18 protein-coding genes, 1 tRNA gene and 2 pseudogenes are annotated in these 19,240 nt (G+C 64.7%); 10 read left to right on the top strand and 11 right to left on the bottom strand.

All coding sequences use genetic code 11. From position 1 onward, the window contains the following. Positions 1-135 precede the first annotated feature (135 nt). Positions 136-1,626 (top strand): UbiD family decarboxylase, encoded by a 1,491-nt coding sequence (locus AC629_RS32585; protein ID WP_168195629.1) that lies wholly within the window; start codon positions 136-138, stop codon positions 1,624-1,626. Continuing rightward, on the top strand, positions 1,623-2,219 hold the full coding sequence (locus AC629_RS32580; RefSeq protein ID WP_084808910.1) for a UbiX family flavin prenyltransferase: 597 nt from the start codon (positions 1,623-1,625) through the stop codon (positions 2,217-2,219). The genes AC629_RS32585 and AC629_RS32580 overlap by 4 nt, the downstream gene beginning before the upstream one ends. A gap of 8 nt (positions 2,220-2,227) precedes the next feature. Here AC629_RS32580 and AC629_RS32575 read toward each other — a convergent pair whose 3' ends face one another. From AC629_RS32575 to cpdR, 6 genes and pseudogenes are all read right to left on the bottom strand, one after another. Further along, a complete protein-coding gene (locus AC629_RS32575) occupies positions 2,228-2,470 on the bottom strand; it encodes a hypothetical protein (RefSeq protein WP_084808913.1) in 243 nt (80 codons plus the stop codon). A gap of 14 nt (positions 2,471-2,484) precedes the next feature. Beyond that, positions 2,485-2,970, bottom strand: a complete 486-nt coding sequence (locus AC629_RS32570; protein WP_084808909.1) for an L-2-amino-thiazoline-4-carboxylic acid hydrolase — start codon at positions 2,968-2,970, stop codon at positions 2,485-2,487. Between the two features lie 92 nt (positions 2,971-3,062). Beyond that, positions 3,063-3,599, bottom strand: a complete 537-nt coding sequence (locus AC629_RS32565; RefSeq protein WP_084808908.1) for a DUF488 domain-containing protein — start codon at positions 3,597-3,599, stop codon at positions 3,063-3,065. A gap of 29 nt (positions 3,600-3,628) precedes the next feature. Beyond that, positions 3,629-3,857, bottom strand: a pseudogene (locus AC629_RS32560) (hypervirulence associated TUDOR domain-containing protein). 141 nt (positions 3,858-3,998) lie between these two features. After that, positions 3,999-4,073, bottom strand: a tRNA-Val gene (locus AC629_RS32555). 71 nt (positions 4,074-4,144) lie between these two features. Then, positions 4,145-4,504 carry a cell cycle two-component system response regulator CpdR gene (gene cpdR / locus AC629_RS32550; protein WP_028179810.1) on the bottom strand — a complete coding sequence of 120 codons (360 nt, stop codon included), beginning with the start codon at positions 4,502-4,504 and terminating at the stop codon, positions 4,145-4,147. A gap of 330 nt (positions 4,505-4,834) precedes the next feature. Between cpdR and AC629_RS32545 the strand changes: the two genes are divergently transcribed. The 3 genes from AC629_RS32545 (at position 4,835) to AC629_RS32535 (ending at position 8,019) form a co-directional block, all read left to right on the top strand. Beyond that, complete coding sequence (locus tag AC629_RS32545; protein WP_084808907.1) at positions 4,835-5,725, top strand: N-formylglutamate amidohydrolase; 891 nt, start codon at positions 4,835-4,837, stop codon at positions 5,723-5,725. A gap of 528 nt (positions 5,726-6,253) precedes the next feature. Further along, positions 6,254-7,036, top strand: a complete 783-nt coding sequence (gene hisN / locus AC629_RS32540) for a histidinol-phosphatase (protein WP_084808906.1) — start codon at positions 6,254-6,256, stop codon at positions 7,034-7,036. Between the two features lie 17 nt (positions 7,037-7,053). Continuing rightward, positions 7,054-8,019 carry a tripartite tricarboxylate transporter substrate binding protein gene (locus AC629_RS32535; protein WP_084808905.1) on the top strand — a complete coding sequence of 322 codons (966 nt, stop codon included), beginning with the start codon at positions 7,054-7,056 and terminating at the stop codon, positions 8,017-8,019. Between the two features lie 230 nt (positions 8,020-8,249). Here AC629_RS32535 and AC629_RS32530 read toward each other — a convergent pair whose 3' ends face one another. After that, positions 8,250-9,140, bottom strand: a complete 891-nt coding sequence (locus AC629_RS32530; protein ID WP_084808904.1) for a LysR family transcriptional regulator — start codon at positions 9,138-9,140, stop codon at positions 8,250-8,252. Between the two features lie 89 nt (positions 9,141-9,229). Here AC629_RS32530 and AC629_RS32525 point away from each other — a divergent pair, with 89 nt between their 5' ends. Beyond that, positions 9,230-9,982, top strand: coding sequence for a sulfite exporter TauE/SafE family protein (locus AC629_RS32525; protein WP_084808903.1), 753 nt, complete (start codon positions 9,230-9,232; stop codon positions 9,980-9,982). A gap of 5 nt (positions 9,983-9,987) precedes the next feature. On the opposite strand, the gene AC629_RS32520 is transcribed toward AC629_RS32525, so the two are convergent. Further along, positions 9,988-10,398: a GFA family protein gene (locus AC629_RS32520; protein WP_084808902.1), complete on the bottom strand. Its 411-nt coding sequence runs from the start codon at positions 10,396-10,398 to the stop codon at positions 9,988-9,990. A 68-nt stretch (positions 10,399-10,466) separates the two neighbouring features. After that, positions 10,467-11,099, bottom strand: coding sequence for a LysE family translocator (locus AC629_RS32515; RefSeq protein WP_084808901.1), 633 nt, complete (start codon positions 11,097-11,099; stop codon positions 10,467-10,469). Positions 11,100-11,320: 221 nt separating this feature from the next. Here AC629_RS32515 and AC629_RS32510 point away from each other — a divergent pair, with 221 nt between their 5' ends. Together AC629_RS32510 and AC629_RS32505 are read left to right on the top strand one after the other, a co-directional pair. Beyond that, positions 11,321-13,117 carry an adenylate/guanylate cyclase domain-containing protein gene (locus AC629_RS32510; protein ID WP_084808900.1) on the top strand — a complete coding sequence of 599 codons (1,797 nt, stop codon included), beginning with the start codon at positions 11,321-11,323 and terminating at the stop codon, positions 13,115-13,117. Positions 13,118-13,286: 169 nt separating this feature from the next. Beyond that, positions 13,287-16,043 (top strand): di-heme-cytochrome C peroxidase, encoded by a 2,757-nt coding sequence (locus tag AC629_RS32505; RefSeq protein WP_084808899.1) that lies wholly within the window; start codon positions 13,287-13,289, stop codon positions 16,041-16,043. A gap of 173 nt (positions 16,044-16,216) precedes the next feature. On the opposite strand, the gene AC629_RS32500 is transcribed toward AC629_RS32505, so the two are convergent. Continuing rightward, positions 16,217-17,164, bottom strand: coding sequence for an alpha/beta fold hydrolase (locus AC629_RS32500; RefSeq protein ID WP_084808898.1), 948 nt, complete (start codon positions 17,162-17,164; stop codon positions 16,217-16,219). 217 nt (positions 17,165-17,381) lie between these two features. Here AC629_RS32500 and AC629_RS32495 point away from each other — a divergent pair, with 217 nt between their 5' ends. Both AC629_RS32495 and AC629_RS32490 read left to right on the top strand, forming a co-directional pair. Next, the gene (locus tag AC629_RS32495) at positions 17,382-17,849 is read left to right on the top strand and encodes an Hsp20 family protein (RefSeq protein ID WP_084808912.1); all 468 of its coding nucleotides are present in this window, start codon (positions 17,382-17,384) and stop codon (positions 17,847-17,849) included. 157 nt (positions 17,850-18,006) lie between these two features. After that, positions 18,007-18,777 (top strand): alpha/beta fold hydrolase, encoded by a 771-nt coding sequence (locus tag AC629_RS32490; protein ID WP_084808897.1) that lies wholly within the window; start codon positions 18,007-18,009, stop codon positions 18,775-18,777. Between the two features lie 238 nt (positions 18,778-19,015). On the opposite strand, the pseudogene AC629_RS47850 reads toward AC629_RS32490, so the two are convergent. Next, positions 19,016-19,240: pseudogene (locus AC629_RS47850) on the bottom strand (hypothetical protein); the annotation flags it as partial.

The raw sequence follows: 19,240 nt of genomic DNA, 5'->3' as shown, positions 1-19,240 counted from the left end.
CGCCAAGCAGCTCAATGAAAGGCCACGAAAGACCTTGCTCTTTCAAACCCCAGCTGAGAAGTTCGCAGAATGTGTTGCGGCGATCAGTTGAACCCGCCACGTGACGTGCCGCGCTTTCGCGATTTATCCGACTTCATGCGCTTCCTCGAAGGCAGGGGCCAGCTGCGACGCATTCGCGAGCCGGTCTCCGTGGTCCACGAGATGACCGAGATCCACCGGCGCGTCATCGGCGAGCACGGCCCTGCATTATTGTTCGAACGACCGATCAAGGCCGACGGCCTTCCATCCGGGATGCCGCTGCTGACCAATCTGTTCGGCACGGTGGAGCGGACCGCGTGGGGGATGGGCATCACGCCTGATCGGCTCGACGAACTCGGTGCGCTGATGGCGGAGTTGCGCGCGCCGCGTCCTCCGCATGGCGTTCGGGATGCCTGGCACAAGCTACCGCTGGCACGCGCCGCGCTTGCGACCCGGCCACGGTCGCGCGCCGCCGCGCCGGTGCAGGATCGCGCCGCGATGGGCGAGGACATCGATCTGACAAAACTTCCGGCGCAGATCTGCTGGCCGGGCGAACCTGCACCCTTGATCACCTGGCCGCTCGTCATCACCGCACCGCCGCAATCACAGGCCGCGGACCGGGAAGAGAATGTCGGCGTCTATCGCATGCAGGTCCTGGGGCGCGACCGCGCCATCATCCGCTGGCTCGCGCATCGCGGCGGCGCCCGGCATCATCAGCAATGGAAGGCGCTGGGGCGCGACATGCCGGTGGCGATCGTCATCGGTGCCGACCCCGCGACCATTCTCGCCGCCGTGCTGCCGCTGCCCGAGGCGATATCCGAGCTGCGCTTCGCGGGCATCCTGCGCGGCGAGCGCCCCGAGCTGACGCCCTGCCTCACTGTTCCCTTGGGGGTTCCGGCCACAGCCGAGATCGTCATCGAGGGTTTTGTCTCGGCAACCGAGACGGCCGCCGAGGGGCCCTATGGCGATCACACCGGCTACTACAATTCAGTCGAGGAATTTCCGGTGCTCCGCGTCACCGCGATCACGTCGCGTCAGCAACCGACTTATCTGTCGACCTTCACAGGCCGCCCGCCGGACGAGCCGTCCCGGATCGGCGAAGCCCTGAACCGGCTGTTCGTGCCGCTGATCCGGCAGCAATTCCCTGAAGTGACCGACTGCTGGCTCCCGCCGGAAACCTGCTCCTATCGGGTCGCCATCGCATCGATCAAGAAGCGCTATCCCGGCCAGGCGCGACGGCTGATGCTGGGCTTGTGGTCGATGCTGCCGCAGTTCAGCTACACCAAGCTCTTGATCGTGGTCGACGACGATATCGAGATCCGCGACTGGCGTGCGGTGATGTGGGCGGTTACGACGCGCAGCGACAGCTCGCGCGACCTCGTGACGCTCTCGGACACGCCGATCGACTATCTCGACTTCGCCTCGCCGAAATCCGGCCTCGGCGGCAAGCTCGGGATCGATGCCACCACAAAAATCCCGCCCGAGACGGAGCGGGCGTGGGGCGAGCCTCTGGCAATGGATCCCACCGTGATTGCGAGGGTCGATGCGCTATGGCCTGCGCTCGGTCTCGGCGGGATCGGCGGACTGCAGATGCGCGAGCCCGCATGAGCGAGCGGCATGGCGTGATCGTCGGCATCAGCGGCGCCTCGGGTGCGGCAATCGGCGTGCGGATCGTCGAGCGGCTGGCGGAGAATCCGCGCTGTGCGGTGCATCTGGTGATCTCATCGGCGGCCGAGCGCACGCTGACCGAGGAGGTCGGCGCCGAGGCGCTGCCCCGGCTGCGCGCTCTCGCCTTTCGCAACCACCCACCTGCGGACATCGGCGCCAGCATCGCCAGCGGCTCGTTTCCGGTCAACGGCATGATCGTGGCACCGTGCTCGATCCGCACGCTGTCGGCCATTGCCTGGGGACAGCTCGACAATCTTCTGGTGCGGGCGGCCGACGTGCAGCTCAAGGAGCGCCGGCGTCTGGTGCTGCTGGTGCGCGAGAGCCCGCTGCATCTCGGACATCTCCGCGCGATGCTGCAGGCAACCGAAATCGGCGCGATCATCGCGCCGCCACTGCCCGCCTTCTACCTGAAGCCGCAGTCGCTGACTGAGGTCATCGACCAGATCGCCTGCCGCGCGATCAATCTCCTGGCCCTGCCGGACATCTCCGCGCCTGCGCTGGGATGGCACGGCCGTGACGCCGGCCAGACATGAAAGGCGCGCTACCACGTCTCCGCGCCGGGGATTTTCTTGCGCACCGCCACGCGCTGAATCCAGATGCAGCGACGGACGGATCTATTGGAGCGGCCGACGGCGGATATTCCCTCGCCGGCCTGGAGCAGCGGCGCCACGCTCTCGCGCACCGCGCGGCAACGCTCCAGCTCGGCCTGCCAGTCGATGATCGCGGCATTCGCGCGCGACGCAATCAGCGCCAGCACGGCCATGGCAAGACAGGTCGCCCGCATCGTCTCCATTCCCCTTACTGAGATCCGCCCGCATCGCGCCGGTAGCGGAAATTGCAATGGTCTGCGCCTTGCATGATGGTCTGCGTGCGCGTGAGCTTGATGTCGGGACCAAACCCTTCCGCGGTCGCAAAGTCCGCGGAGCAGACCAGGAGAAAGCCGAGCTCGGGCGCGCCCAGCGCCTTGTAGAACTCGGCATAGGCGCATCGCGTCACGTCGAACGCGAAGGAGTCCTGCGTCTGCTCGATGACGTCATAGGCGAGCGCGTCGTCGCGGGCGTAGGTCCTGAACGCCGACGCGACGGCCTTGCCGAGATCGCTCTCGTTCTTCGTATTGTTCTTGGCCTTCCAGAATTCCTCGCCGAAGCCGCGATAGAGATCTCCAAGCGCCTTGCGCACCAGCGCGTTGGCGCGCGCTTCGCCGAGCTCGGCCTGCAATGCCCTCACCAGCGGCACCAGCACTTGCGCCTGGATCTTCGCCTGTTCGATGACGGAAACGCTCATGGGCGGGGCTCACGTCTCGGATGGAGCAGCGTCGCCAGGATGGAGCGAAGCTACGCGCTGGTGGCGAGCATAACTCCGCCCGGGGCGATTGGCTAACTTTCCGCAGGGTATGCCAAACGGCTATCGCTCAGGAGCTGCGCCGCCGGATTCATCTCGGCCTCTTTGACCTGCCCGGGTCCCAGAATGTGAAACACTGTCTCGCCAGCGGCGAGCAAATAGTCGGTGATGATCCGCCGGTGGCATCGCCACCACAAGGTTTCCGCGCACATGATGGCACAGCGCTGCGCCTGCCCGAGTTCGCGCAAATGCGCGAGACCTTCGCGAAAGGCCACGCCCATGGCGTGGTCGGCGTAATTGTGAAAGCTGTCGTTCTCCCAGAACGCGTTGGTCTCGCGCGGCACCTCGCGCTTGCGGCTGCGCAGGCCGCCGAGCGAGGCGATGTGCTCGTAGCCGATCGAAACGGAAGCGAGTGATTGCGGCAGGGTCTCGCGATTAAATTGGGGATTGGTGCGCGAGCGGGGCACGGTGCGAACGTCGACCACGAAGGTGACGGAGCTGCTCTGCAACAGTTCGACGAATTCCTCGATCGAACGCGTGGCATGGCCGATCGTAAAGAAAGGATGAGCCATGGGACGCCTCGTGTGCTCGCCCTGCGCGGTCAGCTCCGCAGCAACCGCAGCGCCTTACCCTTGTGCAGGGCGACGTGATCGGTCTTGTCGCTCTTGATCTCGTATTGCGGATCGTCGGGCGTCGCATGGTGGACGTAGCCCTTGTAATCGACGTCCCCCCGTGTGCCCGCGCAGGATATGGCCGCGCACGCGCCCGGCCTCGGAATTCCAGCTGACGTGATCGCCGCTCTTGAAGGTTTTTTTGGAGGTCTTGACCATAGCGGAACAATACCGATGCACGCCGGCGTGTTCCAGGGAAGCGGAGCAAGACGCTCCGGTCCGTCTACGCTCTCCGAGCTACGCCGGACACGCTTCGCATTGATGATCTAGGCTGTGCCACGCGAAGCCGAAGGCGAAGCGTGGTGGGCACGACAGGGATCGAACCTGTGACCCCTACCATGTCAAGGTAGTGCTCTCCCGCTGAGCTACGTGCCCTAGAGGTCATTCATCGGTGGGGTCCCTATAACGGCTCAGGGGACCCGGCGCAAGGACGGAAGGAGGCCGATTCAGGCCGCCAGCATCTTATTCACTTCGCTGACCAATTCGCGCAGGTGTACGGGCTTGGACAGCACCTTGGCGTTCTTGGGGGCGTCCGAATCCGAATTCAGGGCGACCGCGGCGAAGCCGGTTATGAACATGATCTTGATGTCGGGGTCGAGTTCCGAGGCCCGGCGGGCGAGCTCGATCCCGTCCATCTCCGGCATCACGATGTCGGTGAGCAGCATCTCGAACGGCTCTTCCCGGAGCCGCTGATAGGCGGCCATGCCGTTGTCATGGGACGAGACCTGAAAACCGGCGTTTTCCAGCGCCTTGACCAGGAAACGGCGCATGTCGTTGTCGTCTTCGGCGAGCAGGATCTTTGCCATGGCAGGAAACGTCTAATCCCCAGAGGATACGCAGAGGTTACTAAGCCCGACAGAGGGTAAATTTGGGGTGAAAATCTTAACCCTGAGCCGGCCGCCTGCCGGTTCTTATTGAACCCGAATGTGGCACGAATCAATCGAGCTGCCCGGTGAGATCCCCGCCTCGCTGCCCGCACGGTTAAGATATGTTCCAGCGCCGATCACACTTTTTCGCTTGGCAGAATGGTTGCGATTCCGGACAATGACGACACATAAGAGCCGCTCGATTGGCCGAATCAAGTCGATCCGGACCTTTTCCGGATCCCGAGGCGCGAAGGGACGAAGCCTGAGAAGATGACCCGGTTTGACGGCGAAGTGTCGCCAGCCTTCGAGATCGTGGAGCCGGCCGAATGGCGCGCGCCGGTCATCTTCAACTCGCCTCATTCCGGCTCGACCTATCCGAACGAATTCCTCAGCTCATCGCGAATCGACCTGCCCACGCTGCGGCGGTCCGAAGATTCATTCATGGACGAGTTGATCGGCCATCTCAGCGAGCGCGGCTTCCCGACCGTGCGGGTCAACTTTCCGCGCTCCTATGTTGACGTCAATCGCGAGCCGTATGAGCTCGATCCTCGCATGTTCACCGGTCGCCTGCCGAGCTTTGCCAATACCCGCTCGATGCGGGTCGCGGGCGGGCTCGGCACCATTCCGCGCGTGGTCGGCGACGGCCAGGAAATCTATCGCGAGCGCATCCTGGTCGACGAGGCGCTGGCGCGGATCGAGACGCTGTACAAGCCCTATCACCGCGCGCTGCGCCGGCTGATCAACAAGGTGCACCAGATGTTCGGCACCGTGATGCTGGTCGACTGCCACTCGATGCCTTCGGTCGGTGTCTCCCGCGACGAGCCGCGCCGGCCCGACATCGTGATCGGCGACCGCTACGGCACGAGTTGCACGCCGCTCCTGCCTGACAGGGTCGAGGAGACGATGACGGGGCTCGGCTATTCGATCGGCCGCAACAAGCCCTATGCCGGAGGCTTCATTACCGAGCATTACGGCAACCCCGCGAGCGGCCTCCATGCCGTGCAGCTCGAGCTCAACCGCTCGATCTACATGGACGAGCGGCGGCGCGAGCGTGGCCCGCGCTTTGCGCAGGTGGCAAACGATTTCGGCATCCTCGCCGATGTGCTGGCGACGACGATTCCGTTCGGCGATCTCGGCCCGTTCCAGGCCGCGGCGGAATAGGCTCGGCCTTCCTCGACGAAGCGAACCGCCAGCAATTGGCGCGAACGCGTTTTCGCTTCGCCTATTATCGCGTTTGAAACTGAAACTGAGGCCCAAAGAAAAAAAGGGCCGCTCGCGAATGACGCAAGCGGCCCAAGTCTAGGGAGGAAACGCCCAAGGAGGGCAGCGGTAACGCAGAGCGCTACCGCACCGCAACAATATGCGACCGCGACGCACAAAGTGCAAGGGCTTTTGAGCGGTTTCCCATGCAAATCGCACATAGCTCGGTTGCTCTCAGAGAAACCCAGATTCAGTTTCTTTGATAAGGAAATTCAATGGGTTGATTGCTGTTTGCATACGAACGAGGCATGTTCGGAACGAAGTTTTCAACTCCGTGATCGATATTTGGTCAGCAGATGGCTCGAATGAGGCACGCACTTGCGCGCATCCAAAATACCGGGGTGCAAATCAAGACAGCGCTGCACGCGAGAGGCGATTTGAGCTAGGCAGAAGCAAGCTTCACTCGACTTTCGCTTTTGAGGACACGCAGTGACGGTGATCGACTTCTCCGCCTTCATCGGACGGCTGGCCACCGCCTCCGGCGAAACCATCCTGCCGTTCTTCCGCACCTCGCTGTCGATCGACGACAAGAGCAAGACGAAGGACTTCGATCCGGTCACCGAGGCCGACCGCGCCGCGGAGGCGGTGATGCGGCGGCTGATCAAGGCCAACTTCCCCCAGCACGGCATCGTCGGCGAGGAATTCGGCAATGAGCGGGAAGACGCCGACTATGTCTGGGTGCTCGACCCCATCGACGGCACGAAATCCTTCATCGGCGGCTTCCCGATCTGGGGCACGCTGATCGCGCTCCTGCACAAGGGGGCACCGGTGTTCGGCATGATGCACCAGCCCTTCATTGGCGAACGCTTCTCCGGCGACAACGGCTCGGCCAACTACAAGGGCCCCTCCGGCGAGCGCCGGCTCCAGGTCCGCCGCTGCGCCTCACTGTCGGAAGCGACGACCTACACCACCAGCCCGCTATTGATGAACGAGGACGACCGCGCGATTTTCGGCCGCATCGAGCAGGGCGCGCGGCTGTCGCGCTATGGCGGCGACTGCTACTCCTATTGCATGCTGGCGGCCGGCCATGTCGACCTCGTGGTCGAGACCGAGCTGAAGCCTTACGACATCGCCGCGCTGATCCCGATCATCACCGGCGCCGGCGGCGTCGTCACCACCTGGGAGGGCAAGCCGGCCCAGGGCGGCGGCCGCATCATCGCTGCCGGCGACGCTAGGGTTCACGAAGAAGCACTGAAACTGCTCAACGGATAAGCAAGCAAGGAGCATGCATGAAAAACCGGCGCACGCTCCTCCTCGCAATCCTTCTTCTGCTGCCGTCGCTCGCATCCGCCCAGAATTTTCCCGCCAAGCCGATCAAGCTGATCGTACCGTTCCCGGCCGGCGGACCCAACGACATCATTGCGCGGGTGATCGGCCAGCGCATGTCGGAGCTGTCGGGCCAGCCGGTGCTGATCGACAATCGCGGCGGCCAGGGCGGCGTGCTCGGCACCGACGCGGTCGCAAAGGCCGCACCCGACGGCTACACCATTGCGATCTCCAGCGCCGGCGCGCTCGCGATCAGCCCGAGCATGGAGAAGGTCGCCTACAACACGCTTGCGGATCTCACGCCGGTAACGCTGGTCGCGACCGTGCCGGAAATGCTTGTTGTTGCCACCAATGTGCCCGCCAAGGACGTCGGCGAGCTGATTGCGCTCGCCAAGGCGCAGCCCGGAAAACTCAACTTCGCCTCCTCCGGCCCCGGCAGCCTGCCGCATCTGGCCGGCGAATTGTTCAAGCTGACGGCGAAGATCGACATCGTGCACGTGCCCTATCGCGGCGCCGCGCCGGCGGTGAACGATCTCCTGGGCCAGCAGGTGCAGATGACCTTCCTCGACCTGCCGATACTGCTGCCGCAGGTCAAGGCGGGCGCCCTGCGGCCGATCGCGGTTGGCTCGGCCGAGCGCGCACCGACCGCGCCCGAGGTGCCGACGATTGCGGAAGCAGGCTTTGCCGCCCTTCGCATCGAGAACTGGTACGGCATGGTCGCGCCGAAAGGCACGCCGAAGGAGATCGTCGCAGCGCTGCATGGTCTGGCGACACAGGCCATGGCGGATCCTGCGGTGAAGGAGAAGCTCGCCGCCCAAGGCGCGACGCTGATCGGCGATGAGCCCGAACACTTTCGCTCATTCATCGCGGACGAGACCGCGAAATGGGCGAAGGTGATCAAGGACTCCGGCGTGGAGACGGCGAAGTAGCGTGCGATAAGCGAACGACCTCACAACGCGACAAGTGCGTTCCCTCCCCCCTTGCGGGAGAGGGCTAGGGAGGGGGGTGCCACACGGGGACTCCATCGATCGCGGAAAGAACCTCTTCTTCGCGACAGACACACCTTTTTCTGGGCTACCCCCCTCCCCTACCCTCCCCCGCAAGGGGGGAGGGAGCCGACCGTCACGGCGGCAACATCGAAGCCAACCGCCTTCACATCTCACACCGCCGCCGCCCGCAAATGCTCCACCAGCATCTTCGCTGGCCTCGGCAGCGTCTTGAAGCTGCGTGCGCAGATCACGAGGCGGCGGTTGGCCCAGGTATCGCGCAGGCGGACCATGGCGAGCGGCATTAGCTTGGCGCAGCGACGCGCGGCGGATTCCGGCACCAGCGCGACGCCGACATCGGCGGCGACCATCTGGCAGATCGCGTCGAAATCGCGCAGACGGGCGCGAAAATGCGGGCGCATGCCGAGCCGCGCCGCATGCTTCGAAATATGGACCTGGAGCGCGGTGGCGCTGGTCAACCCGACGAAATCGCAATCGCCCGCCTCCTGGAAATCGATCTGGCGGCGGCCGGCAAACGGGCCGCGGCGCGAGGTCACCAGCGTCAGGCGATCCTCGCTGAAGACGAAGCGCTCGATATGGTCGGGCAGCGCATGCTCGGCGGCGAAGCCGAGATCGGCGGCGCCCGCGGTGATCGCAGCCGCAATGTCGGTGCTCTCGCGCTCCTCGATGTCGATGGCAATGTCGCGATGCTCGTGCAGGAAGCCGGCCAGCGCCTTTGGCAGATGCTCCGAAAGGCCGGACGTGTTGGCAAGGAAGTGCACGCTGGCGCGCACGCCGCTGGCGTAACCCGCAAGATCGCCACGCATGGCCTCGACCTGGTGGATGACGAGCCTTGCATGATCGAGCAGGCTTTCGCCGGCCGCGGTCAACTCGACCCCACGCCGCCCGCGCTTGAGCAGCGCGACGCCGAGCGCGTCCTCGAGTCCCTTGATGCGCGCGCTGGCCGAGGCCAAGGCCAGATGCGAGCGCTCCGCGCCGCGGGTGATGCTGCGCTGGTCGGCAACCGCGATGAAGAGCTGGAGGTCGACGAGGTCGAAGCGCATGGTAGGTCTCCACAGCCTTCGGCCAGATCGAAGGCTATCTCCGTAACCTCCAGATTGTGCCGGCGAGCGGCTTCGGTCAATGTGCCGGTATGATTGACCCGCTTCTCATTCTCATCGCCGCCGTCTTCCTGATCGCCGGTTTCGTCAAGGGCGTCGTCGGGCTCGGCCTGCCGACCGTCTCCATGGGCCTGCTCGCGGTGAGCATGGCGCCCAACCGCGCGATCGCCATCGTGATCGTGCCCGCCATCGTCACCAACATCTGGCAGACCTTCGTCGGCCCGTACTTGCGCGACATCCTGAGGCGGCTGTGGCCGCTGATGATCGGCACCGTTATCGGATGCTGGCTCAATGCCGGCGCGCTGACCGGCCCGCATGCGCGCTACGGCACCGTGGTGCTCGGCGTCCTCCTCGTGATCTACGCGATCATCGGGCTCAGCAAATTCCAGTTCCGCGTCGCCCCGCAGAACGAGAGATGGGTCGGCGGCGTGGTCGGCGTGATCACCGGCGCGATCTCGGCCTCGACCGGCGTGCAGGTGATCCCGTCGATGCCGTTCATGCAGGCGATCGGCATGGAGAAGGACGAGCTGGTGCAGGCGCTCGGCGTGTTCTTCACGACCGCGACGCTGGCGCTCGCCTTCAACCTCACCGCCAGCGGTCTGCTCACCCCGGCCAATGCCGTGCCTGGGGCCATCGCCATGGCCATGGCCTTCGCCGGCATGCTCATCGGCCAGTCGGTGCGGGCGCGGATGCCGGCGGAGGCGTTTCGCCGCTGGTTCCTGATCGCGATGATCCTGCTCGGCCTCTATCTGGCGGGCGGCGCGCTGGCGAAGGAATTCGCCTGAAAGGCTTACGACTTCGGCGCGTAACCAGGCACCCATTTATCGTGTTGGGGCAGATCGTCCTGGATCGTCCACCACGGCGCGCGCGACGAGGTGAAGACGTGAAGGCGGGGCCTGACTTCCGGATCGTCGTCGAGCAGGCCGGCGGGAATGCTGACGGTCGGGAGATAGCTCGCCTTGCCCGGCGTCAGGCAGCCGCAGGTCTTGCATCGATAGCGAAAACTTCCCGGCGCGGATTCGTAGGCCACCGTCATGTCCTCGCCTGCAACAAAGCGAAACTTGTCGGCATCGACATGGGCATAGGTCGCGAATGCCGCACCGGTCAGCTTGCGGCAATTGGCGCAGTGGCAGTGCGTCAGCGCACGCACTGCATCGATCTCGAAACGCACGGCGCCGCACAGACAGCTTCCACGAACCATAGAAACCTCCCCCCGCGCGGCCTCCATCCGGCAAGCCGCGCACAGCACCAGTTATTCGTTCGAACGCGTTACCGCGTCTCCAGCATGGCGACGCGGATGCCGAGATAGATGAAGAGGCCGCCGAGCGCGCGGTTGACCCAGGCGATCGCGCCTTCGGAGGTCCGCAAGCGGTGCGCGGCCTTTGCCGCGAACGCCGCCAGCACCAGGCACCACAGCGTCCCCGTGCAGATGAAGATCAGGCCGAGGGTCAGGAAGGCGAGCGGCTTGTGCGAGGAGTCGACTGCGACGAATTGCGGCAGGAAGGCCAGGAAGAACAGCGCGACCTTGGGATTGAGCGCGTTGGTGAAGACGCCCTGCAGGAAAACCCGCCGCAGCGAGCTCTTCACCGGCTCGTCGATGGCCTTCGCCAGCGCCGGCCGTGACCAGAGCATCTGGAGCCCGGTCACGACGAGATAGGCCGCGCCGACCAGCTTCAGGATCGAAAAGGCCGTGGATGAGGCCATCAGCAGGGCCGAAAGGCCGATCGCCGCGCCCGCCACATGGAAAAAGCAGCCGCAACTGATGCCGAATGCGGCGGCGGCGCCGCCCCGCCAGCCCATCTGCATGCTGCGGCCGATGACATAAACCGAGTCCGGTCCCGGCGTGATGTTGAGCAGCACGCCCGAGAGGACGAAGAGCCAGATTTCGTGGATACCAAGCATAAGAGGCCCCCCTCGCCCGGCCGGGCGCTGCAAATTCCGCTTAATCGGTCCAGGCGCCGCCGTCCACCGCCGCGATTGCACGGAATTTAACTCGAATTTGCATTGCGGATGATACTTTCGTTCGGCCTCATCTGCTCTATAAAGGCAGGGTTCTTGAAATGCGGGATTCGCGGCGACTGCCACACCGTGGCCGGTCCCCGCCCCCTTGGAGCTCCGGGGATATGGAAAGACGCCTGGCTGCCATCGTCTGCGCCGATGTCGCCGGCTATTCGCGCATGATGGGGAGCGACGAGGCCGGCACCCATGCCGCCTTCAAGGCCCATCGCAGCGCGATCCACCCCATCATCCTCAACCATGGCGGCCGTGTCGTGAAGAACACCGGCGACGGCTTCCTGCTGGAGTTCGCCTCTATCGTCGGCGCCACCGAGGCCGCGATCGCAATGCAGACGCTGATGGCGGAGCGCAACCATCATCTGCCGGCTGACCGCGCCATGCAGTTCCGCCTCGGCATCCACATGGGCGACGTCATCGCCGATGAAGACGAGGTGTTCGGTGACGACGTCAACATCGCCGTCCGCCTCGAATCCGTGTCGAACCCCGGCGGCTTTGCGATCTCGGCCAAGGCCTACCGGGAGGCGAGCAAGCATCTCGCCGTAGCGCTGGTCGATGCCGGCAACCATCGCTTCAAGAACATCAAGGATGCGATCGGTGTCTGGACCTGGACGCCTGAAGGCGCGCCGGCGCTTGCACCCGAGCTGAGGGAGGCGTCCGCCCTCTCGCAGCAGTACCGTACCGCGATCGTCGGCGTGCTGCCCTTCGCCAATCTCAGCGACGCCCAGGACGAATATTTCTCCGACGGCCTGACCGAGGACCTGATCCACGCGCTGTCGCTGCAATCCTTCTATCGCGTGCTGAGCCGCAACTCGACCTTCGCCTTCAAGGGCAACAACGTGAGCACCCGGCTGATCGCGCGCGAGATCGATGCCACCTACCTGATCCAGGGTTCGGTGCGGCGCGCCGGAGCCAAGATCCGCGTCACCGCCGAGCTGATCGCGCCGGAGACCGGCGAGCAGCTCTGGACCGGGCGCTACGACCGCGACATCGGCGACCTCTTCGCGATGCAGGACGAGATCACCACCAACCTGTCCGCCGCGATCGCCACCGAAATCGTGCGCGCCGAGGCCTCGGCGCCGGCGCGGCTCTCCACCGACGTGACGGCCTGGGACCGCTTCCTCAAGGGACTGTCGCATTACTACCGGCAGACCAAGGAAGATCTGCACGTCGCCGTCGACCTGTTCAGGGAGGCCATCAGGCTCGACCCCAAACTGTCGATCGCGCACGCCTATCTCGCCACGATCCAGATCCAGAGCATCCAATTCGGCTGGGTCAAGGGCACGCGCGAGATGTGGGCCGAGGCGATGAACCTCGCCGAGACCAGCGTCCGGCTCGACCCGCGCTCCTCCTTCGCGTTCTCGATCCTGTCCTGGGCTCACGGCATGGAGGGGCATTACGAGGCCGCGATGGACGCCGCCAAGCGCGCCGTCGCGCTCAATCCCTACGACATGGGCGCGCGCGGGGTGCTCGGCATCTGCCACTTCATCATCGGCGAGCACCGCGAGGCGATCGAGCTGTTCTCGATGGCCGCACAGCGCGACAACAGCGATCCGCGCTACCAATGGGCGGCGCTGAACGCCTTCAGCCATTATCTGCTGGGCAAATATGACGCGACCCTGTCGTGGGCCCGCGAGCAGCTCTACATCAACCCGAATCACATGCAGGCGCTGGCGATCCGCGCCGCTGCGCTGGCGCAATTGGGGCGGAGTGGCGAGGCGACCGAGGCCACCGCCGTGCTCATGGGCAACTACCCGACACTGAACGTCGACCGTCACCTGCGCAATTTCCACTGGAAGCGGCCCGATGACATTGCCCATTACCGCGACGGGCTGCTGAAAGCAGGCGTGCCGCTCGGCAAGCTGACCCTGGTCCAGAGCGACGTCAAACGCGCCGCCGAGTCCTGAAGGGGCGGGCCGCGCTCGGGTGGCAATCTCCCCAGCTTTGTTGACACCACAGTGAATTCCGCCACACTTCGTCACACGCGGAAGTAGTACAGTCTGCTGCCGGTTTGTTAGGACTTTCCGCGCTTTATTGGCGTCATTTCGCGAATCGCCGTTTTCAGGATTTTGGGCCATGCGCGACCCTGCTTCGAAGCCTCCCTTCGACCCCTCAATCCAGGTCTCTCCGAACAATCCCTGTCCCTTCCTGCGCGGCCTCGTCGGCGAAGGCTTTGTCGACGGCGGGACCGTTCCGCTCGGCACGCTGTCGCAGACGATCGCGAATGCGAGCGGCGAGACCGGGCCGAAGAAGGCGTTCGCCCGCCTCCAGGTCCGCGGCGTGGCGCTCATCGCCAACGGCATCAGTCACATCCTGAAGAGCATCTTTTCGGGCGCGCAACTCGACGCGCTGCGCGGCGGTCCGCTCGACAAGCTCGGCGCCGGCTCGCGCATTCTCGGCGTGGACGGCAAGGTCAACGAGGACGAGATCGCGCGGCTTGCGAGCTTCGGCCGGCCTTACACCGATCCATCCGACGGCCGCTCCGAGACCGGCCTCAACGCCTCGGAAATCGGCATCTTCATGCGCGACAACCTCAAGCGCGCTGGCAGCGCCGCGCGCTGGTACTATCCGCTGCTGATGAAGTTCGAATGGCCCATCCTCCTGAAGATCATGGGCAAGGACACGAAGGACGACCGCTATCTCAGCATCGCCGACGTGCGCACGCTGTTCAACGAGCGCAAATTCCCTGTTAGCATCAATCAGCGGCTGGTGTCGCAGCCGGTGCTGTCAGCCTGCCAGCGCACGGTGCGCGGCGCCCTCAAGCTCGCAGCCTTGCTGATCGCCCTCGGTCTCGTCGCCCTGGTTGCCGTCGCTGAATTCCCCAACCAGGTCCGCGCCATGCTGCCGCAGAATGGAATGCTCGCGCAGCTGTTGCCGCCGCCCTTGCCCAAACTCCCGGAGACGACGGCAGCCTTCTGGCTCGAGCAGAACTGGTCGCTGAAGGACCGGCACTGGTTTCATCATGCCAGCCAGGGCACCGCGACTTTTCCGGTGCCCTATAGCTGGTTCATCGCGCTGGAGCAGCCGCGCCTTCATCTGATCACGCAGCCGGGCATGTTGAAGGACAGCGCCTATCTCGAACGCTTCGGCTTCATCCCGAGTCCGCAGTCGATCCAGACCGACGCGTCGACGCTGCGCAACTTCGGTTACGCCAATGCCTATGAGACGACGCAGGTTGCGGACTGGTCGACCCGCTGGACGCCGGTGGAGAACGTCGACGGCCTGCCGGTCGGCTTTGCGCGGATGACCGGAGTCGTCGACCCCGCGACAGGCCGTCGCGAAGACGACAAGATCGGACTGACCTGCGCGGCCTGCCACACCGGCCAGATCCACTACCAGGGCATTGACGTCCGCTTCGACGGCGGCCCGGCGATGACCGACCTGAGGAAGCTCGAGCTCGCGACCGGCCTGTCGATCGCCTACACGCTGTACGTGCCATTCCGCTTCCAGCGCTTTGCCGATCGCGTGCTTGGCTCTGAAGCTAGCAAGGCGGACCGCGATGCGCTCAAGCAGAAGCTCAGCGCGATCGGCAAGTTCCTGGTCGACTGGCAGAACAAGTACGACGATACGATCAAGCACAAGCAGACCTGGGACAAGAAGGTGCAGAAGGACACCGAGGAAGGGTTCGGCCGCCTCGACGCCCTCAATCGCATCGGCAACCAGGTGTTTTCGCAGGATCTCGCGTTGAGCGGGGTCAACGGCTTCGAGAAGAACCTGCATGCCCAGGACGCGCCGGTCAGCTATCCCGCGATCTGGACCGTGCCGTGGTTCAAATTCGCCCAGTACGATGCCTCGATCGAGCAGCCGCTGATCCGCAACGCCGGCGAGGCCCTCGGCGTGACGGCGCTGCTCAATCTGTCCGACGCCTATCCGGAAGACAGGCTTTGGCGGTCCTCCGTTCATATCAACACGCTCGGCTGGATCGAGGACATGCTCAGAGGTCCCGATCCGTTCAAGGCGGCCGAGCCGAAGTTCGGCGGCCTGCTGGCGCCGCAATGGCCGTCGCAGATCCTCGGCGACGCGTGGAGGATCGATGCGAAGCGGGCCGAAAAGGGACGCGCGATCTACACCGAGATGTGCTCTGGATGTCACCTGCCGGCCGTCAACACCTCGGCGTTCTGGTCCTCGGGACATTGGGAGGCAAGCGGCGACAGCAAGGTCCTGAACGCGGTGACGATCCCGCTCGACGAGATCAAGACGGATCCCGAACAGTCGCTGGTGCTGGGTAACAGGATCGTCGACGTGCCTGGCTTCCTGAAAGTGAATACAGCCGACCTCAAGAATTGGTGGCAATGCGACACGTCAACGGCGAGCTCGCCGACCGAGATGGTCTACGCGCTCGGCCTCATGACCGTCGTCGACCTCGTCGCCCGCAAGTGGATGGACGACGCGAACACCCCGGACGCCGAGCGAGCAAAATTGTGGAATCTCGCGCGCAAGAACTGCCCGAACACCGCGCCGGGACCGCGCTATCGCGCGCGGCCGCTGAACGGCATCTGGGCCACCGCGCCTTACTTGCACAACGGTTCGGTGCCGTCGCTCTACTGGCTGCTGAAGCCGCAGAACGAGCGCCCGCAAAAATTCTGCATGGGCCACCGCGACTATGATCCCGTGACCGTCGGCTTTGCGGTCGCCGCGGACGAGCGCTGCAAGACGGGCGAAACGCAGTTCTCCATGACGGGACCTGACGGCCAGCCGATCCAGGGCAACAGCGTGCTCGGCCATTCTTTCGAGCGCAAGGAAGGTGAACCGAAACGCCCCGGCGTGATCGGCCGCATGTTCAAAGACGATGACGAGCGCTACGACCTGATCGAATATCTGAAGACGCTGTAGTTGCCCTTCACCTCTCCCCGCTTGCGGGGAGAGGTCGGAATTCAAGCGCAGCTTGAATTCCGGGTGAGGGGGACCCTCCAAGACTCCAGCTGTCACCGCATCTGCGGAAACAGCCCCTCACCCCACCCCTCTCCCCGTAAGAACGGGGCGAGGGAGCGCACCGTCACTGCCCCTCACTTGAACAGCGGCGTGCCGGGCACGAAGGCGTCGAAGGCGGCCCAGAACTGCGAGCGGTAGCGGTCCTGCTCCTGCAGGATCTCGTGCTTGGCGCCCGCGATCACGAGATGGGAGCCGGCGCGCAAGTGGTAGGCGAACTCCTCGATCGCCGCGGTCGAGACCACGGTGTCGTTGGAAGCCGCGAGCATCAGGATCGGCTGGCGGATCTCGGAGGGGTAGTTCATGCCCCTGAAGGTGCTTATCGCGCCGAAGGCAGTATCGGCCCAGGCAACCGTCGGTGACGCCAGCCCGAGCGTCGGATCCTCCTCCAGGATCGCGGCATTGCGCGCATAGCGCACGGGATCGCTGGTCAGCGGATTGTTGATGAAGGGAGCGAGCCCGGTGATGCGGTCGCTGCCGCCGGGGACATAGCGGCCGCCCATCCCCAACAATCGCATCGTCTTCAGCAGCGCCCGCGCCGGAAACGAGGTGGTGCGGCCCGGCAGGTCGATCATCGGCGCCGTCAGCACCATGCGGTCGAACCAGCGCTTGCCCGCATGCGCGACCCGCAGCATCACGGTGCCACCCATGGAATGGGCGAGCGCGAAGAAGGGCGGCGGGCAATCCGGCAGCACCACCTGCTGCACGAAGGTCTCGACGTCGATCTCGAAATCGGAGAAGTCGCGCACATAGCCCTTGCGCGGATCGCGCAGGCGGCGCGAGGAGTGGCCCTGCCCGCGCCAGTCGATCATCGCCACCGCAAAGCCGCGGTCGCGCAGGTCGCGCACGGTCTCGAAATATTTCTCGATCTGCTCGCTGCGCCCCGTGAACACGCAGACCGTGCCCTTGCGGTTCGCCGGCGGCGCCCAGCGCGCAAAGCGCAGCTCGGCGCCATCGGGAGTCTTGATGGTGCCGCTGACGACGTCTTCGGGGGCGGGATTGGACGGAATCGAGACCAGCGTCATGGGCGTGCTTGGGCGCGAAGTACTGGAAATCAAGGGGCGGGAGCGCCGAAAAGGGGCCAGTGCCGCCCTCTTGAACGCCGTCTTGACTCACCCATATCACCTTCGTGCAGGCCGCTACCAGTGTTTCGGAACCGGAACATCAGGCTGCACACAGACTAAAGCCCGGCCCGATTGGCGGGCGGGTTACTTGAACAGTCGCTCAATGGAGGACTTGACCATGCGTAGCTACGACCTCACCCCCTTCTATCGTTCCACCGTCGGCTTTGACCGCCTCTTCAACCTGCTCGACCAGGCGGGTTCGGACGGCAGCCCCGGTTATCCCCCCTACAACATCGAGCGCACCGGCGAGAACGCCTACCGCATCACCGTTGCGGTCTCCGGCTTCTCCAAGGATGAGCTCTCCATCGTCGCGAAGGAAAACACGCTGACGATCAAGGGCGAAAAAGTCGCCAACGAGAACAGCAAGAACGAAGTGCTCTACCGCGGCATCGCCGCGCGTGCCTTCGAGCGCGCCTTCCAGCTTGCCGACTTCGTGCAGGTGAAGGACGCCTCGCTCGAGAACGGGCTGCTTCACGTCGACCTCGTACGCGAGATTCCCGAAGCCAAGAAGCCGCGCCAGATCGCGATCAACACCAGCGCGCCGAAGGCGCAGGTGATCGAGAACTCGGCCGCGCAAGCCGCCTAAGCACATCGATAGCCACCAAGTTGCGAAAGCGCCCCGGTGCCCCGGGGCGCTTTTTCGTTCGTTTTGGATGGCTTCACAGAGCTGTGAGGACGCGTAACGTCGCCACATCGCGTACCGTCCCTTGGGCATCGCACCCGGAACAGGACGGAGCACGATCATGTCCCTTTGGCGCAGCCTTTTCGTCGCCGCGAGCCTGCTGGCGGCCTCGCTCAGCCTTGCACATGCGCAGACACCGCAGACCGTGAAAGCGAAGAACGTCGTGCTGGTGCACGGCGCCTGGGCCGACGGGTCGAGTTGGTCCGAGGTGATCCCGATCCTCCAGGCCGCAGGCCTCAACGTGACCGCCGTGCAGAATCCGCTGGGATCGCTCGCCGAGTCCGTCGAGGCGACCAAGCGCGCACTGGCCGAGCAGGATGGTCCGACCGTGCTGGTCGCGCACTCCTGGGGCGGCACCGTGATCAGCCAGGTCGGCACCGACCCGAAGGTCACCGGCCTCGTCTACATCGCGGCGCGCGCGCCTGACGCCAACGAGGATTTCGTCGCGCTGTCGAAGCAGTTTCCGACGGGCCCGGCACGCGCCGGAATCGTCGAGCGCGACGGCTACACCAAGCTCTCGGAAGACGCCTTCCTGAAGTATTTTGCCAATGGCGTTAAGCCGGAGCAGGCCAGGGAGCTTTACGCGGTGCAGTGGCCGACCGCAGCTTCGATCTTCGCCGGCCGCACCACCGAGGCTGCATGGCACTCCAAGCCGAACTGGTATGCGGTGTCGAAGAACGACTACACCATCAATCCCGATCTCGAACGCTTCCTCGCCAAGCGCATGAACGCAACCACGATCGAACTCGATGCCGGCCACCTCTCGCTGGTGTCGCATCCGAAAGAGGTGGCGAATTTGATCCTGGAAGCGGCAGGATATGGACGAAGCTGAATGCCGATCACGATAAAGCAAACAGGCGTCCGACATCTTCGGACGCCTTTTTGCTTGCTCAACTCCCTCCCCGATGTCGTCCCCGCGAACGCGGGGACCCATAACCCCTGAAGTTTGGCGAAGACTCATGTCCGGGACTCGCACCGCTGGCCACCGATAGATTCCGCGGTATGGGTCCCGGCGTTCGCCGGGACGACACGGAGAGTGTGGCCGGCGCCGCCGGACCAAACGAGCAGTGCTAATCCAGCCCCTGCGCGGCGGGTATCTCTTGCGTCGGCAAGATCGTCGCTGACGGCTTGGCCTGGCCGACGATTGGCGCGGCGGCTTGCGGCGCGGCCTCGGCTGGCTTTGCCTGCACGGCGGCTGTCTGCTGCGCGGGTTCCCCCTGCGGCGCAGGCTGCTGTGCGGTAACCTGCTGTGGCGTGGGCGCGGCCGGCTTGGCGGCGGCGACTGGCGTCTCGCC

Origin of the sequence: Bradyrhizobium sp. NAS80.1, assembly GCF_001908205.1 — a bacterium.
Lineage (GTDB): Bacteria > Pseudomonadota > Alphaproteobacteria > Rhizobiales > Xanthobacteraceae > Bradyrhizobium.
Note: the sequence above shows the minus strand (reverse complement) of the source record. Positions and strands in the feature narration are given on the sequence as shown.

What these genes read in the sequence shown, in the direction of transcription:
- AC629_RS32585 (WP_168195629.1), top strand. Translation starts at nt 136, where the DNA reads ATGCGCTTCCTCGAAGGCAGGGGCCAGCTGCGACGCATTCGCGAGCCG.
- AC629_RS32580 (WP_084808910.1), top strand. Translation starts at nt 1,623, where the DNA reads ATGAGCGAGCGGCATGGCGTGATCGTCGGCATCAGCGGCGCCTCGGGT.
- AC629_RS32575 (WP_084808913.1), bottom strand. Translation starts at nt 2,470, where the DNA reads ATGCGGGCGACCTGTCTTGCCATGGCCGTGCTGGCGCTGATTGCGTCG.
- AC629_RS32570 (WP_084808909.1), bottom strand. Translation starts at nt 2,970, where the DNA reads ATGAGCGTTTCCGTCATCGAACAGGCGAAGATCCAGGCGCAAGTGCTG.
- AC629_RS32565 (WP_084808908.1), bottom strand. Translation starts at nt 3,599, where the DNA reads ATGGCTCATCCTTTCTTTACGATCGGCCATGCCACGCGTTCGATCGAG.
- cpdR (WP_028179810.1), bottom strand. Translation starts at nt 4,504, where the DNA reads ATGGCAAAGATCCTGCTCGCCGAAGACGACAACGACATGCGCCGTTTC.
- AC629_RS32545 (WP_084808907.1), top strand. Translation starts at nt 4,835, where the DNA reads ATGACCCGGTTTGACGGCGAAGTGTCGCCAGCCTTCGAGATCGTGGAG.
- AC629_RS32535 (WP_084808905.1), top strand. Translation starts at nt 7,054, where the DNA reads ATGAAAAACCGGCGCACGCTCCTCCTCGCAATCCTTCTTCTGCTGCCG.
- AC629_RS32530 (WP_084808904.1), bottom strand. Translation starts at nt 9,140, where the DNA reads ATGCGCTTCGACCTCGTCGACCTCCAGCTCTTCATCGCGGTTGCCGAC.
- AC629_RS32525 (WP_084808903.1), top strand. Translation starts at nt 9,230, where the DNA reads ATGATTGACCCGCTTCTCATTCTCATCGCCGCCGTCTTCCTGATCGCC.
- AC629_RS32520 (WP_084808902.1), bottom strand. Translation starts at nt 10,398, where the DNA reads ATGGTTCGTGGAAGCTGTCTGTGCGGCGCCGTGCGTTTCGAGATCGAT.
- AC629_RS32515 (WP_084808901.1), bottom strand. Translation starts at nt 11,099, where the DNA reads ATGCTTGGTATCCACGAAATCTGGCTCTTCGTCCTCTCGGGCGTGCTG.
- AC629_RS32510 (WP_084808900.1), top strand. Translation starts at nt 11,321, where the DNA reads ATGGAAAGACGCCTGGCTGCCATCGTCTGCGCCGATGTCGCCGGCTAT.
- AC629_RS32505 (WP_084808899.1), top strand. Translation starts at nt 13,287, where the DNA reads ATGCGCGACCCTGCTTCGAAGCCTCCCTTCGACCCCTCAATCCAGGTC.
- AC629_RS32500 (WP_084808898.1), bottom strand. Translation starts at nt 17,164, where the DNA reads ATGACGCTGGTCTCGATTCCGTCCAATCCCGCCCCCGAAGACGTCGTC.
- AC629_RS32495 (WP_084808912.1), top strand. Translation starts at nt 17,382, where the DNA reads ATGCGTAGCTACGACCTCACCCCCTTCTATCGTTCCACCGTCGGCTTT.
- AC629_RS32490 (WP_084808897.1), top strand. Translation starts at nt 18,007, where the DNA reads ATGTCCCTTTGGCGCAGCCTTTTCGTCGCCGCGAGCCTGCTGGCGGCC.